This is a genomic window from Marinomonas sp. G8-14, assembly GCF_055808935.1.
This window is the reverse complement of sequence record NZ_CM147891.1, coordinates 462,277-478,257: the sequence shown is the minus strand read 5'-3', so window position 1 is coordinate 478,257 and position 15,981 is coordinate 462,277. Positions and strand designations below refer to the sequence as shown.

Here is a 15,981-nt window from a genome sequence, read left to right as displayed (position 1 = left end):
TGCTGTTAAATTGTCTAGTTAGGATATCATGTACCAAGACTCATCACGACAACCAGTTCACAGTACAAGGTTTCAGCGAACGAAGTGTTGTATAGATAAACAAGCAAGAAGGACGCTATTATGAAAAATTCAACTTATTTCTGCTTTGGTATTCTCATAGGTACAGCCGCACCGATGGCGTTTGCCTCACCCGTAAATGCCGTTATTGGACTGAACAACAGTCAAGTCGTACAAAACAGCACACAGCTAAGTTTTCAGCCAAACCTAGGTACATTACTCCCGCTACAAGAAAACTTTTCTCCCATTACTCACTTACAAAACAACCTTGACTCTCAATGGTTCGATCAAATTGGCCAAAAAGTGAGAGTGGAACACAAGCAAAGAGACTTAAATTATACAGGGACATTGACAAGCATTGAGCAAGATAACCGCACATTTCTAATCTTGATCGATGAGCGACCAACCACTCTGCCACTAGACGATTTTTATCTAATTCCATTAGAAAAAATGAGCACAACGGCCACGCCAAAGACAGATTTAATGGTGAGCTATCAGACCAATCAGTTGTCATGGACACCTCAACTCAGCCTCATTTTCGAAGGCAACAACGTCAGCGTATCTCAGCAAGCCCTCATACACAACCGCTCTAACGTCGCCGTTACCATAAAAGATAGCCTGCTCCACTACGCTAGCAACACCCCCACTAGACTATTTAAAGCAGAGCGAAATAGCCTAGCCATGAGTGCTGACCAACAGTCAATAGACTATCAGGACAACGAAATTAGCTACTCACTTGGCAACAAGGATCTTATGATGGCCCCCTATTCTAACGCCCTAATTCCTTTACCAAGCAGCACCAGTAAAGTAGAAAAACAAACCCACACAGCTAGCCTTTACACCCATGAAAACAGCTCCGGAAAAATGGAGCTTAGTTTTTACAACAACATCCGCTTCACTTTCCAAAAAGATGGATTACCAGGAGAATACAGAACCTTCCAAAAACGAGGTAATTTGCTTATCCCAAGCAACACTGTCTTCTTAAAGACCGTACGTGCAGATTATCCAATGAATGTTGTCGCAAACAAAAGCCAAGATATAACCGGTTCGCTAACCTTGATTAACGCCTCTTCACAAAAATTACCTGCCACACAAACTTGGCAGGCCACTATTGAAAACCTTTCGAACCAAGATCAAGATTATTCAATAGAGCAAAATACCAACGGCATCATCGACGCACTGGAAGGAAACGAGGCTACAAAAATCACGGCAAATAGCCTGACTCTAGACGGTAAAATCAAAGCCCATTCGAAAAAAACCATCACATACACAATTGAGCAAAAAAACTAGTTAGGAAAAAACCTTCACATTGAGCCGAAAACGTTCAGCTCTTGCATCAATTTTCCACATTGAAGGTCTATTTAAAATATTTCGTTATGATATGGTCAATAGTCATAATAGATATAGCGAGAATGGCACTGCCACAAGCGAAAAACTTGAGGTAGTATTATAACTATATTTCATACTACGAGTTCCACAGAGATCTATGAAAAAGCATATTATATCATCACTCATCGCTGCAGCCGTCCTAAGTAGTACGACTGCTCATGCAGAAAGCATTTACGAAGTATACAAGCTTGCTAAACAACACGATCCAGGCTTAAGGGCGGCTGCCGCTACTTACCGCGCTGAAAATGAAAGCGTGACTGTCACTAAAGGTAACCTTTACCCTAACATCAGTTTTAGTGGTAATCTTGGTTACAGTAAAGTAGACGGACCTTCGAGCGATTACAGCAATCAAAGCAATTCCGTATCGTTAGATTTGAATTACCCTATTTACTCCCCAGCACTAGGTTATGCGGTAGATGCGGTAGAGCCTCAGCTATGAAAGCGCTGGGATTAGCTTTGACAATACAGAAGAAGACCTTGCTTTAACTACTTTAACTGAATATTTCAATCTATTGATTGCACAATCAACATTACAAACCACCCAAGCTTTAGTAAAAAGTACAGCAAGCCAGCTTGATCGTGCTAAAAAGCAATATGAAGTGGGTTTGGCGTCTATTACTGACCTACAAGACGCTCAGGCAGAATACGACTCTGTTCGTGTAACAGAGCTAAGCGCTCGTTCTGACGTGTCTTATGCGCAAAAAGCACTTTATCAAAGAACCGGGCGAGAAATTCAAAACATTCCTCAGCTATCAAAAGATTATCCCATTCATCTTGACCCTAACATGACCGTGGATTCATTGATAGAAAAAGCACACCGTGATAACAAAGAGCTGCGCATACTCAACCTTTCTGTCGCCAGCGCTGAAAACAACATCAATATCCAAAAAGCCAACGGCCGAACGCCAACGGTTTCTATAACAGGATCGCTATCTCGGGCAGATGACAACTACAATGACGCTCCTGCGTCAATGCAAGATGGCGCTACAAATACGTCGTCTATTGGCCTAGGCGTTAGTATCCCGCTCTATCAAGGCGGCGCCATTAATGCCTCTGTAAGACAAGCTGTCGCCGAAGCCGAATCTGCCACAGAGCAAAGAGCAAGTTCATTACAAAGCATTGAACTGAATATTCGTAGCCTTTACCTTGATCTGCAAACTGCTGTCGCTCAAATCGAAGCGCAACAACAGTTAATTCGTTCACGTGCCAGCGCGCTTGAAGCGACTACAGCAGGCTATGATGTTGGCACACGCAACCTTGTTGAATTGCTTGATGCACAATCAAACCTGTTCGATGCTCAAAATACCTACGAACAGTACCGCTATAATTTTGTGGTAAAAAAACTCAGTCTACTTGAAGCAACCGGCGATCTTACCGAAGATAAGATCAAAGAGTTAGACAAGTGGTTAATAGCAAAAAACTAATACTACGTTCATAGAGAAAGAAAAAGCCGCCGATCAAATGATGGGCGGCTTTTTTATTGACCTATCCGTGCCAATTAACGAGTCATTAACTTCTCTCGCTGAGTAAAACGGGTCAATACCTTATACAAGCCGTAAGCATCACGACTTCCTGCCAGCTCACGAATAGAGTGCATACCAAACGTCGGTAAACCAATATCAATCGTTGGCACACCAATCTCACCAGAGGTAATTGGCCCAATAGTACTGCCACACGCCATATCGCTACGCACCACAAAACATTGCACTTGGTAGTTTTCTTCTGCTGCGATATCACGATAGATACTGGCTGTTTCACTATTGGTCGCGTAACGTTGATTAGCATTTACTTTGATCACGGCCCCTTTATTAATTGCTGGCGCATGATTCTTATCATGTTTATGTGCATAGTTAGGATGTAAGCCATGAGCATTATCAGCGGACACCAGCATGGAACGCTGAATAGCTTGTACATATAGCTCTGGATTAGGCGTCAAACGACGTAAAACATCGTCTAGAAACGGGCCATTTGCACCACACGCCGACAAACTTCCAATTTCTTCATGATCCGTGCAAATCAGCAAACTTGGACGCTGCAAATCAGAACTTAGTAACGCTTGCAAGCCAACATAACAACTCAATAAATTATCCAACCTTGCTGAGCAAATATACTCTTTATGTAACCCCACCAAAGCCGCTGGCTGAGTATCGTATAGGCTCAACTCGAAATCCAAAATCACATCAATATCTAAATCAGTATATTGCTTTTGAAGCTGAGAGATTAATAACGTATGTAAATCAAAATCGTTTTCAGCACCACATAAGATTGGCAAAATTTCCTCTTGAGGATTAACGGAAAAACCTTCATTTGCCTGACGATTCAAGTGAATAGCTAAATTCGGAACAACCGCAATCGGGTCTTTGAAGTCCACCAGACGACTTACAATGTCACCAGACCGTGTCTTTAAGGTAACACGACCTGCGATAGATAAATCTCGGTCCAACCATGTATGAAGCAAGACACCGCCATACACTTCAACACCCAATTGATGATAACCAAAGCGGTCCACCTGCGCATTAGGTTTTAGTTTTAAGCATGGGCTATCTGTATGGGCTCCAATCATTCGCCAGCCACTTTGACTAAAACTAAGCTGCGGTGTTGTAAACGCAATCAAAGAAGATTCATTACGTGTAACAAAGTATCGCCCCCCTCTTCGATGACCCAATTATCCTCTTCCAATAACTCAACAAAGCCTTCTTTAAGTAAGGCATTACGCATACTATCTGTTGCATGAAAAGGAGTGGGAGAAGAATGAAGAAATGACAGTAAAGCATCATTAAAATATGAAAATTCCATAATGTCCTATAAGCACAATTGCTTTAAAAAAGTGACTTTTTAATACTTAGACTAGCCTTACAGCCCAGTGTCTAATATGATTTTACCAGTGACGCATAAAACAGACAGAGAGAGCCCCATACCGGATGAACTATAAACGCCTTTTGCTTTGCCTTCTAATTGGCTACACCTTTACCTCAACATCGGCGTCGGCTTATCAGGAGCTACAACCTCCTCATGAATACGACAAAGTCTCCAAAGAGCCTCGTTGAGATGATCGAGGGCATACATTATAACAGACCTCACATTGACGATGCCATTTCGTCCAAGGCGTTTGACTACTATATCGACGCTCTCGATCCGAGCAAAAGCTTCTTTTTACAAAGTGACATCGACGAATTATCTCAATACCGCTATAGCTTTGACGATGCCCTTAGAAATGGTGACACACAAGTTGCCTACACAATTTATAACATTTACTTAAAACGCTTGGAGACCAGACTCAACCATATTCAGAAGAATTTACCCAATATGGTAAAAAGCTTTGATTATAAAGTCGATGAAACTCTCAACGTCGACCCAGACGCACAAAAATGGGCAACCACTCAAGCCGAGTTGGACGATTACTGGCGTAAACGTCTTAAAAACCGCGCCCTGACGCTAAAACTAAATGGCGAAAGTGAAGAAAAGATCATTTCCACCATCGAACGTCGCTATAAAAATCAGCTCAAACAAGTGGATCAAACCAATGCCACTGACGTTTACCAGATTTTCGCAAACTCCATTACGGCGGCACTTGACCCACATAGCAACTACTTTGCCCCACGTGCTTCCGAAACCTTTAACATCAACATGAGCTTGTCTCTAGAAGGCATCGGTGCCGTCTTACAAATGGACGATGACTACACCAAAGTCGTGCGCCTTGTTCCCGGTGGCCCAGCTGCAACACAAAGTGACCTAGCCCCTAACGACCGCATCATTGCTGTAGGACAAGAAGGCAAACCCATGATCGATGTCGTGGGAATGCGTCTCGACGACGTCGTGGATATGATTCGTGGAGAAAGAGACACCACAGTCATATTGGAAGTTACCCCAAGCAAAGGTGACACCCAAACCAGTAAACGCATTAGCATCGTGCGCAAAAAAGTAAAGCTGGAAGACCAATCAGCTAAAAAAGAAATCGTTGAAATTGAACGTGATGGTGAAAAATACAAAGTTGGCGTTATTACATTGCCCACTTTTTATTCTGACTTTGCCGCTATACAAGCTGGCGACAAAAACTACAAAAGCTCCACCAGAGACACCAAACAGTTAATTGATGAATTACGCGAAGAAGGTATTTCAGCTCTGATTCTCGACCTAAGAAACAACGGAGGCGGTTCTTTACAAGAAGCCAATGCCTTAACAGGGCTATTTATCCCTTCAGGTCCGACGGTACAAATACGTGATCAAAGTGGACGCGTTACCCCTTTAGGCGATACCGATACCGCCATCGCTTACAGTGGCCCTATGGCGGTTTTGGTTAACCGCATGAGTGCATCTGCCTCTGAAATCGTGGCAGGCGCACTGCAAGACTATGGGCGCGCACTGATTCTTGGCGATCAAACGTTTGGTAAAGGCACTGTGCAGGTATTGCAAGAGTTGGACAAAGGACAACTTAAAATCACGCAAGCGAAGTTTTATCGTGTTTCTGGCGAAAGCACTCAACATAAAGGGGTGATGCCAGATATTACTTTCCCTTCTTTAATCGATAAAGAGACCATAGGCGAAAGTGCTCTAGATAACCCATTACCTTGGGACAAAATCCATGAGACTCGTTACCCTGTGTATTGGAACATACCAGCATACTTGCCGATTTTAGAACCACGCCACGAAGCCAGAATGGCCAAAGATCCTAATTTTGTGGCAATTAACGACCAAATCAGTGAATTTAAATCATTGGCGGAAAGCTATAAGACCGTATCATTACAGGAAAGCACTCGAATAAAGCAACGAGAAGAAAGTAAAAAAAGAGAGCTTGAACGCGAAAATACGCGCCGCAAAGCCCTTGGTTTAGAACTGCTAACTTCAGTTGAAGACATCGTGCCAATTGAAGAGGACACCTACGCGAAAGAGGCCTCTGAGATACTACTAGACTTTATTGCTACCAATCAGGTCGCACAGCAACAAGCCGATAAACAAACCGCGCAAAAGTAAGTCAATAAGCCAACAACAAAATGTACAAATCACGTTTTGTTGTTGGCTTTTTTTATATAAAATCTTCCTCCCACATCAATACGAATTACATGAATCATGGCAAAAGCGTCATCCGATCGGAATACAATTGATTTATTCGGCAAATCCCCTGGCCGTCCTCGTACGCAGCCGCTAACCAGAAAAGATCAGCTCAAACTAAACAAGCGTGCCCAACGAGAAAAAGAAAAAGCGCAAGGATTAAAACGTTTAGAGCTTATTGTGGAGCAAGACATTATTGATAAATTAGATGAGTTGTGTGAACTGAATGGCCTCAAGCGCGCAGAATGGCTAACCTTACAAATCGCCAAAAGTCTCGCCAAATCAAAAACCATAAGGTCCTCTAGAAAGGCCACCAAAGCAATAGACACTACGATAAGCGCAAAATAAGACAACGGCACTCTTCTTACAAAGATCTCTCATTCACTATAGTGATTTGCTATACTAATTGGCCCAATTCACCAGTGAACAAATAAACAGACCTGATATGGCTAAACTGTACTTCTACTACTCGGCGATGAACGCAGGAAAATCCACCGTTCTATTGCAATCCGCTCATAATTATCGCGAGCGAGGTATGCGAGTTTTACTCCTTACAGCATCAATAGACGACCGGTTTGAAACAGGGCAAATCGCTTCCCGCATTGGCATATCAGCAAACGCCAGCCTATTTGATAATCACACCAACCTCATCGCATTAGTCAAAGAGGAACATCAAAATAAGGCATTAAGCTGCATACTGATCGATGAAGCGCAGTTTTTAACCAAAGAACAGGTCTACGACCTTTCTGAAATCGTCGATCAACTACACATTCCTGTTCTGGCGTTTGGCATTCGAACCGATTTCCAAGGCGAACTATTTGATGGCAGTAAGGCATTACTCGCTTGGTCAGACAAACTGATTGAATTAAAAACCGTGTGTCATTGTGGCAGTAAAGCCACCATGGTCATTCGACTCAATGCACAAGGAATCCCAGTTAAAGAAGGCGCACAAGTAGAAATCGGCGGCAACGACCGCTACTTGTCCGTTTGCCGAAAACACTTTAAAGAAGCCGTGAGAGACTAATTATGTGGTTCAAAAATGCCCAGATTTTCCAATTAAAAGACACCGAATCACTAGATACGAATGAATTGATCAATAAAATTCCTGAGTTTCCATTAAAAGAATGCGGCTCTCAGGAAGAGTTTTCTTTCGGCTGGCTGCCGCTTATCCGCAACAGCGAACAATGGAGTCTAGCCAGCGACCGCTGCTTATTGTTCCGTGCAGGCAAAGAAGAAAAAGTCCTGCCTTCTGCTGTGGTGCGAGAAGAACTGGAAGCCAAGGTTGCCGAAATCGAATTGATAGAAGGTCGTAAAGTTGGCCGTAAAGAAAAATCCGATATGAAAGATGAATTGGTTTTTACCCTACGTCCAAAAGCCTTTTCGAAACGCACCGATATTTGGGCATACATTGATCTACAAGCTAAAATTTTGGTTCTCAACAGCACCAATGCCAGCATGACAGAGCTGCTCTTCAAACATTTACAAACTACGCTTGGCAGCTTCCCCATGACACCGTTGCAAGCGCAAGTTTCACCTTCTTCATTGATGACAGATTGGTTAGTAAAAAATGAAGTTCCAGCAAGCCTAGAGACGGGTGACGAGTGTGAAATCCAAGACTCATCCGAAGACAAAGCGACGATCCGTTTTAAATCCCTAGAGCCGCTATCTGAAGACGTGACACGTCACTTACAACAAGGTATGGCGGTCAAAAACCTTGGTCTTCGCTGGACAGACAAACTCAGTTTCGTTCTGCACGATGACCTAACATTGCGCAAAATTAAATTTGACGACGCCTTAAAAGAAGCCGCCTTTAATGATTCACAAGGTGGTGGCTTATCTGACATGGACGCCAATTTTTCTCTAATGTCATTGACTATGAGAGAATTTTTCAGCTCTTACTGCTTGTGGTTTGAAATCAATTAAACCCCGTCTTTTCTTAGCTCCCCAACCTTTTCCACAGATATCGTGGATAAGGTTGGGGAGAACATCGGGTAAGCTAGGCAACAAGGCGCTCTTGCCATAAAGCCTCAAAATGCACCAATTTAAACAGACATTAACCCGTCTTATTTGTAAAGCAATATTGCATAAAAAAACCTATACACTTTCCATTTAGTTTGGCTTAAATTTTCCTGCGCTTAATAAAAATTTAAGCAAAATTAAGTAAGCTCTATTGTGTTAACTAATTCGCGTCCTTAAATATTCACTATAGGTTAAAAAAACCTCATGACAAAACAGAAGCAAGAACAAGACATAGCAATAAAAGTCACCCTTGTCGGCGCCGTATGGGATGCCCTACTCGGTCTGGCGAAGATTGTGGCAGGGTATTTTTCTCAATCACAGGCCTTAATCGCGGATGGTATCCACTCGTTATCCGACTTAGTCACAGATGTCTTCGTCTACTTTGCTTCGGCTAATTCCCGTCAAGGGCCAGATGAAAATCACCCCTATGGCCATCTGCGTTTTGAAACATTAACCACCGTGTTTCTTGGTATTGTCCTTATTGTTGTTGCCCTTGGTATTGCTTATGAATCGATTACCTCACCCGCCTCACAAGCGCAATTAACATGGTATGGTCTTGCTGCATTGGTTGCGACCATTGCCATTAAAGAAGCTATTTTCCACTATACAAAAAAAGCTGGGGATAAAATTGGCAGCAAAATGCTAATTGCCAATGCATGGCATAGCCGCAGCGATGCACTGTCTTCTGTTGCCGTATTGATTGGCCTAATTGGCGTGTATTTTGGCTACGGCTGGGCAGATATGGTGGCATCAATTGTCGTTGCTCTACTAATCGGCAAAATGGCCGTCATCATGGTGTGGGAAAACTTGGCGGAACTGGTAGACACAGCTCCCGATCCAAAGCTTATTGCACAAATCAAAGAAACCGCTAACAGCTTAAAACACGTCATGGCGCCTCATGATGTCAGAGCAAGATCCATGGCAGGCAAAATTTATCTAGATATGCACATTCATGTGCCAAGCCATGCCAGCGTCAGCGAAGGACACTATCTTGGTGATTTAGTCGCCTACACTATCAAGAAGGCCCATTCGCAAGTACAAGATGTCATGGTGCATATCGATACAGATGACAAGATTCAAACGGAAAGTTTCATTCATGAATCTGGCAAACCGCCGCATTTAAAACTGCCGGCTCGCCATCAAATACTGGCTGACTTGGGCTTTTTACTGCGCCAACATACGACCTATGTGGACATTCCAAATTCACGTTTGCACTATCTAAACAATCTGCTTGATTTAGAAATCATCGCCAATTCAGCAAAAATCCCTGAAGGCGCTGACCTAAAACAGCTGACAGCAAGAATTCTTCAGGAACTACAAACAACAAACTATATAAACAAAGCCACTGTGCTTTGGGTCTTTCCTGAATGACAAAGAAAGTGCATCAGCTAAGGCTTTTGTAGGTCGCGGCTTCAGCCCGACAAAACCTTATATATCCTTATGAGCTTATTGGGGCGTGCTTTAGCGCAACAAAATGTCATTTCTCGTGAAGAAGGTTTTGATTTCGTGTTGGGAGTTTTTTTGTCGGCCTAAAGGCACGACAATTTACGCCAAAAACGACGAGTAATAAAACACGGAAAGATTCAATTACTCGTTCGGTTCATCGGTAAAAACATCATCGTTTAGATACTCCACTGGCAGCGCTTTACTGGTCTTCGCGCCCATCAATTTGAGTTTTTCCGCTCTTGCTACCAAGTTTCCACGTCCTGCCGTGAGTTTTTTCAAGGCCGAATCATGCGTTCGACTCACCGCGTCTAATTTACTGCCAATGTCATCCATATCCTGAACAAAGCTCGAAAACTTGTCGTACATCGCGCCAGCCTGACGGGCAATCTCAATGGCGTTTTGACTTTGTTTTTCATTACGCCAAATGTTCTGAATGGTGCGCAGGGTCGCTAATAAATTAGACGGCCCAACGATAATAATATTGTGCTCAAACGCCTCGCTAAACAAACCATTGTCAGCCTGCAGCGCCAAACCAAACGCCGCTTCAATGGGGATAAACAACAACACAAAATCCAGCGAAGTGACACCCGGTAAATCGTGATAAGACTTGGCACTCAATTCCTTCATATGACGGCGCACAGCGTCTAAATGCTGTTTCAGCGCACGATTTCTATCTTCATCAGATTCTGCTTCCATGTAAGCCAAATAACTGACCAACACCATTTTCGAGTCAACAATAATTTGTTTACCTTCCGGCAAATGAATCACCACATCCGGCTGCAAGCGTCGCCCTTCTGCGGTTTGATACGATGCTTGCGTCTCATATTCTCGGCCTTTTTCCAAACCAGAGCGCTCCAAAATCCGCTCTAGAATCACCTCGCCCCAACCGCCCTGCAGCTTATTCTGACCTTTAAGTGCATGAGTCAAACTCACCGCATCGTCGCTGATTTTCTGATTCAGTAGCTGCAAACCTTTGATTTCTTTTACCAAAGAAAAACGCTCACGGGCCTCTTCTTGATAACTCTTCTCAACACTTTCTTGAAATTTCTGAATTTGTGAGCCAAGTGGCGTTAATAACGACCCTAATTGGCGCTCATTTTCTTTCGCCAACCGCTGCCCTTGCTGGCTCATAATTTCCTGAGCCATTTGCTTAAATTCGGTTTCGTTTTGCTTTTTTTGCTCGCGGTAAAAGGCTTCTTTTTCTTGCCAGACACTTTGTGCTGCAGCGAATTGTTGTTCTAAAGTCAGGGACTCTTTTTCCAAATAATGAATATGATCTTTCGATTGCTGCAAAAGACGCTGTAATTCTTCATTTTGTTGCTGCATTTTTTCCTGTGTGATCTGCCACTGACGGCGCATAGCCTGTACAATAGCGCCAGCAATACCAGATAGAAGAATCGCGCCGATACAAAAGCCCGATAACACCCAAACTGATTGCGAAAGCCAATCTGTCATATTAATTAAAACTCGCTAATAAAATGTTTTTTAACAAAGTGAGGTCTTTACATGACGTCGCGAACAAAAATAAAACGAGTCTATTTTTAACACTGTATTGGCGCGCGCAGCGATCATGCTAAGGTTTCAATAAGTTTACATGGATTACTACCTAAGCCCAACACACACGCAACGCTTTGATCTAGAAATAAAAAACAGTCAGTTTATTACGACCGTTTGCCGCACCAACGGCCGTGATGCAGCCAAGGCTTTTATCGAAGAGACACGCCAGCGTTACCCTGATGCGAACCATCACTGTTGGGCGTTTATTGCCGGTATGCCGAATAATGCCCATTTGTGGGACCAAAGCGACGATGGCGAACCCAAAGGTACGGCAGGGAAACCCATGCTCAATGTGTTGCAGCATTCAAACTTTGGCGAAACCACCGTGGTCGTTACACGCTTTTTTGGTGGGATAAAACTTGGTGCAGGCGGCTTGGTCAGAGCCTATAGCCAGGCGATACAAGAAGCACTTTCGCAGACCAAATATGAAAATGTGTACCCACGCTGCCCCGTTCAGCTAAAAATCGCCTACCCTTTATTAGGTAAGGTTGAATATTGGCTAGAACAGAGCGATATAGAAATAACCAACAAAACCTACAGTGATAGCATTGTTATAGACCTTGCTGTCATCGAACGTACTTGGCCTGAGCATAAAGTCACATTGACTGATTTATGCCAAGGCAGTTTAACTTTAATTGAACCGGACAACGCATAACTATGTACCAAACTGGACAAAGATGGAGTAGCCGCAACGAGCCTGATCTCGGCGTAGGCATGATAGTAGACACACAAAATAAGTCTTTTACCTTGCACTTCCCAGATGCGGAAGCGGATCGTCAATACTCAAATGACCAGACCAGTCTTGTTCGACGCACCTTAACCGTCGGCGATCAACTGCACTTCCAGGATGAAACCTTCACTGTTTTGGAAGTAGAAGAAATTAACGACCTGATCGAATACCGCATCAGCGAAGACGACGATTGGTTAGAAGAATCGGTTATTCAATTTCCACGTAACGACAAAAACGAGCTAGATTCATTATTGGCATTGTCGCCCGCTCGCCGCATGTGGTTTGACTTGCGTCGTCATACCCTCGAACACCAAGCAGCCAATGCCGCATCACCAGTACGCGGTTTGATGGGCTTAAAAGCAGAACTTCTGCCACACCAGATTTATCTGGCGCATGACATCGCCAACCGCCCGAAAGCGCGCGCCCTTTTATGTGATGAAGTGGGTATGGGTAAAACCCTAGAAGCCGGCTTAATCTTGCATCAACGCTTACTAAATGGCCTGTGCAAGCGCGTACTTATTCTGACACCAACCAACCTGCAACATCAGTGGTTGGTTGAAATGCTGCGTCGCTTTCACCAGCCTTTCTCACTGATCAACGAATCCGTGTACGAAGACTTCATCGAAGGCGACGACAACCCGTTTGAACAACAACCGTTTGTGATCTCACCAATCGATTGGGCGAGCCAACACCCAAAAGCCACTCAACACATGTTGGATGCGGAATGGGATATGGTCATTGTCGACGAAGCCCACCACCTTGCTTGGCATCCAGAAACACCTAGCATTGGCTATCAAGTCGTGGCGCGTTTAGCCGCCAAAACAGAATCGATCTTATTGCTTAGTGCGACGCCGGAACAAACGGGCGAGCGCGAACACTTCTCTCGTCTGCAGCTATTGGATGCGGATCATTACCATGATTTCGACCACTACCAAGCCCAGCAACAAGAATTCAAACAAGCAGCAGAATTGGCCGAAGCATTGCTACCGTTTAGCCAAGAAAACAGCTCACCAGAAGCACTTGATTGGAACAATGCCTTCAGCTCTTACTTAAAAGAAGTGAATGCCAAAGAATGGTTCCAAACACTCACCACCAAAACAGGGGCTGAGCAAACGCAGGCAGCTAAAGAAGCCATTAGCTGGTTAATTGACCGCCATGGCACAGGCCGTGAAATGTTCCGTAACACCCGCGCGGCTGTGGGTGGTTTCCCAAACCGTTACCTGCATTCTTATCCATTAGACAACAATGAATACTTCGAATCCGCTGATCGTCATGTGCAACCAGAAACCGAAGTCGCTGATGGTTTATGGGAAAAAGATCCACGCTGGGTATGGTTAAAAGAGTTCCTCGAATGCCAAGCTGACAAGGTTCTAGTGATTTGTCATACCGCCGACATGGCACAATGGCTAAACGATCAACTGACTTTTGCCGGCTTCCAAAGTGCCGATTTCCACGAGCAAATGCCACTGATTCACCGTGACCGTGCTGCGGCTTATTTCGCCGACGAAGACGGTGCACAAATACTTGTATGCTCTGAGATTGGTAGTGAGGGTCGCAACTTCCAATTCAGCCATCACATCGTCATGTACGATCTACCAGAACACCCAGATTTACTTGAACAGCGCATTGGTCGTTTGGACCGTTTAGGTCAATTGAACGACGTACAAATCCACGTACCTTATATCAAACAAAGTGTACAAGAACGCTTGTTTAACTGGTATCACCATGCGTTAAACGCCTTTTGTCGTACCACCGGCTCTGGCGACAAGGTCGAAGAAGCCTTTGGTGACAGCCTACATGCCTATTTGCACGGCCAAGATGATGATACGGATTTGTTGAGTGAAGCCCGTATTTACCACGAAGCACTGCTAAAGCAGATGGAAGAAGGTCGTAACCGTTTACTAGAAATGAGCCTCGTGCCGACCAGAACAAGCTCGTGCATTAATCGATCAAATCAACCACCAAGCAACAAAAGGCTTACATCACTACATAGAGCAAGTGACTCACGCCTTTAATATTTACGCAGACTGCATCAACGACGATCCAGAGCGTGCAGCTTGGTTCATACGTCCTTCTACCGACATGATGCTAGAAGCACTTCCTGGCATCGAAGAAGAAGGCAAAATGCTTATGCTCGATCGCCGTCAAGCCAGCCAGCGTGAAGACGTAGCGTTCGCAACTTGGGAACACCCGTTAATCACCATGCTCATGGACGAAGTGCAAGGCTTTGACTCTGGCAAACTTACCTCTGCTATCCTGCCTATCGCAGCATTACCAGAAGGCACCGTTTTGGTAGAAAGCATGTTTGTCATCGAAGCGACTGCCCACCCACGTTTGAAATTGGCGCAATCCCTACCAATGACCCCAATGTGGCAGCTATCAGACTCCAATGGCAAATTCCTCCACCAGCAATTTACCGCTGATAAATGGGCGGAGAAACTCAAAGGTGTGCCAAACCGCGTCGCGGAACAATGGGTAGCCGCCTTGCGCAAAACCTTGATCGAAGTGCTGCAAGCTCACCAACTGAAAGCCCAAGATCAAGCACGTCCTATCGTTCAGGCCGCGAAAACGTCTTACCAACATCGTTGCCAGAATGAAATCGAACGGTTAGTGGAGTTAAAAGCCTTCAACGACACCATTCGCGACGAAGATATCGAACGGCTTGAAATCAACATGCAAGAAGGTTTGACGCGCATCGACGAGCACCAAATCCGCTTGGATGCGATTCGTATCATCTTAACCACTAAGCCTGAATAACACCCTGTGCAGGATGTTGTGCCGAGTTTAGAGCTATCTCGCTTAGAGATATTGTACGAAGATGAATGGTTTGCCGTCATAAACAAACCTGCTAATTGCTTATCTGTGCCCGGTCGAGGCACAGATAAGCTCGATTCTATCTTGCATCGAGCAGAATGTTTATTTGGCGAAGCCTTTGCGATTCACCGCTTGGACGAAGCCACGTCAGGCTTAATCCTCGTAGCGAAAACCCACGAATGCCAAAAACGCATGTACGCGCATTTTCGTGAACGCGAAGTCCAAAAAGAATACCGCGCCCTACTGCGCGGTCATCTTTTGGGTGAAAAAGGCGAAGTGCGAAAACCACTGCGCTGCGACTGGCCCAACCGACCCAGACAAATCATCTGCACCGACGAATGGAGCAAAGATTCCGTCACCTACTGGGAAAAAATGGCTTACGAAGACAACACTACTCGTGTTCGACTCGTACCCTTTACTGGCCGTTCTCACCAACTGCGTGTCCACATGCAAAGCCTTGGACACTCCATTATTGGCGACGAATTCTACGACCCAGAATATCAGCGCGATCCTCGCCTGCTACTCCACGCCTACCGGCTGGAATTTAGGCACCCGTTTACAAACGCCTGGGTGGCGTTTGTCGCGGCTTGTCCTTTCTAGATTCCGCCCCTCGCTAGAATCCAAGCAACGCCCTTCCCGCGAAAGCGGGAATCAAGCTCGGTAGGTCGCGGCTTTAGCCCGACACGGAATTCACGTTCCATTCAAATGCTTTGAGCAAGGAGCTTTTTTCCGCTCTGCTGAGCGGGTAACTTTTGCCCAGATCCGCAAAAGTAACCAAAAGGTCTCTTTAAGATCTTTAATGCCTGATTTTTGTCATCGAAGAATAGCTTTACCGACGCTCTAGGGCAGTAAGGCATAGATTGTTTTTGATGCTTTTAGAAAGCCTATTTTTAACTGACTCTGAAACTCCATAAAGTCGC

At 44.6% G+C, this 15,981-nt stretch carries 13 protein-coding genes and 1 pseudogene; 12 read left to right on the top strand and 2 right to left on the bottom strand.

Features of this window, described 5'->3' with window-relative positions; all coding sequences use genetic code 11:
- Positions 1-120: 120 nt before the first annotated feature.
- The 3 genes from AC0L6V_RS02365 to AC0L6V_RS02355 all read left to right on the top strand — a co-directional run bounded on the left by AC0L6V_RS02365 (position 121) and on the right by AC0L6V_RS02355 (position 2,870).
- Positions 121-1,347, top strand: coding sequence for a hypothetical protein (locus tag AC0L6V_RS02365; RefSeq protein ID WP_265217198.1), 1,227 nt, complete (start codon positions 121-123; stop codon positions 1,345-1,347).
- A gap of 196 nt (positions 1,348-1,543) precedes the next feature.
- Positions 1,544-1,885, top strand: coding sequence for a TolC family protein (locus AC0L6V_RS02360; protein WP_418138738.1), 342 nt, complete (start codon positions 1,544-1,546; stop codon positions 1,883-1,885).
- Positions 1,886-1,958: 73 nt separating this feature from the next.
- On the top strand, positions 1,959-2,870 hold the full coding sequence (locus AC0L6V_RS02355; protein WP_473482582.1) for a TolC family protein: 912 nt from the start codon (positions 1,959-1,961) through the stop codon (positions 2,868-2,870).
- A 74-nt stretch (positions 2,871-2,944) separates the two neighbouring features.
- Here AC0L6V_RS02355 and AC0L6V_RS02350 read toward each other — a convergent pair.
- Positions 2,945-4,242: pseudogene (locus tag AC0L6V_RS02350) on the bottom strand (M18 family aminopeptidase).
- Positions 4,243-4,458: 216 nt separating this feature from the next.
- On the opposite strand from AC0L6V_RS02350, the gene AC0L6V_RS02345 reads away from it, so the two are divergent.
- The 5 genes from AC0L6V_RS02345 (at position 4,459) to AC0L6V_RS02325 (ending at position 9,885) form a co-directional block, all read left to right on the top strand.
- Positions 4,459-6,417, top strand: coding sequence for a carboxy terminal-processing peptidase (locus AC0L6V_RS02345; protein ID WP_418138737.1), 1,959 nt, complete (start codon positions 4,459-4,461; stop codon positions 6,415-6,417).
- A 96-nt stretch (positions 6,418-6,513) separates the two neighbouring features.
- Positions 6,514-6,843 (top strand): LexA regulated protein, encoded by a 330-nt coding sequence (gene ybfE / locus AC0L6V_RS02340; RefSeq protein ID WP_265217194.1) that lies wholly within the window; start codon positions 6,514-6,516, stop codon positions 6,841-6,843.
- Positions 6,844-6,940: 97 nt separating this feature from the next.
- Positions 6,941-7,519: a thymidine kinase gene (locus tag AC0L6V_RS02335; RefSeq protein ID WP_111606654.1), complete on the top strand. Its 579-nt coding sequence runs from the start codon at positions 6,941-6,943 to the stop codon at positions 7,517-7,519.
- A gap of 2 nt (positions 7,520-7,521) precedes the next feature.
- Positions 7,522-8,418, top strand: a complete 897-nt coding sequence (locus AC0L6V_RS02330) for a recombination-associated protein RdgC (protein ID WP_265217193.1) — start codon at positions 7,522-7,524, stop codon at positions 8,416-8,418.
- A gap of 300 nt (positions 8,419-8,718) precedes the next feature.
- Positions 8,719-9,885 carry a cation diffusion facilitator family transporter gene (locus tag AC0L6V_RS02325; protein WP_265217192.1) on the top strand — a complete coding sequence of 389 codons (1,167 nt, stop codon included), beginning with the start codon at positions 8,719-8,721 and terminating at the stop codon, positions 9,883-9,885.
- A gap of 216 nt (positions 9,886-10,101) precedes the next feature.
- On the opposite strand, the gene AC0L6V_RS02320 is transcribed toward AC0L6V_RS02325, so the two are convergent.
- A complete protein-coding gene (locus tag AC0L6V_RS02320) occupies positions 10,102-11,415 on the bottom strand; it encodes a DNA recombination protein RmuC (protein ID WP_409419301.1) in 1,314 nt (437 codons plus the stop codon).
- Positions 11,416-11,554: 139 nt separating this feature from the next.
- On the opposite strand from AC0L6V_RS02320, the gene AC0L6V_RS02315 reads away from it, so the two are divergent.
- The 4 genes from AC0L6V_RS02315 to AC0L6V_RS02300 are packed head-to-tail and all read left to right on the top strand — an operon-like array spanning position 11,555 to position 15,661.
- Positions 11,555-12,172 carry a YigZ family protein gene (locus AC0L6V_RS02315; protein WP_265217189.1) on the top strand — a complete coding sequence of 206 codons (618 nt, stop codon included), beginning with the start codon at positions 11,555-11,557 and terminating at the stop codon, positions 12,170-12,172.
- Positions 12,173-12,231: 59 nt separating this feature from the next.
- Positions 12,232-14,262, top strand: coding sequence for an RNA polymerase-associated protein RapA (gene rapA, locus AC0L6V_RS02310; protein WP_418138736.1), 2,031 nt, complete (start codon positions 12,232-12,234; stop codon positions 14,260-14,262).
- On the top strand, positions 14,192-15,004 hold the full coding sequence (locus tag AC0L6V_RS02305; protein WP_418139062.1) for a hypothetical protein: 813 nt from the start codon (positions 14,192-14,194) through the stop codon (positions 15,002-15,004). The genes rapA and AC0L6V_RS02305 overlap by 71 nt, the downstream gene beginning before the upstream one ends.
- An 18-nt stretch (positions 15,005-15,022) precedes the next feature.
- Positions 15,023-15,661 carry an RluA family pseudouridine synthase gene (locus AC0L6V_RS02300; RefSeq protein ID WP_418138735.1) on the top strand — a complete coding sequence of 213 codons (639 nt, stop codon included), beginning with the start codon at positions 15,023-15,025 and terminating at the stop codon, positions 15,659-15,661.
- Positions 15,662-15,981 lie beyond the last annotated feature (320 nt).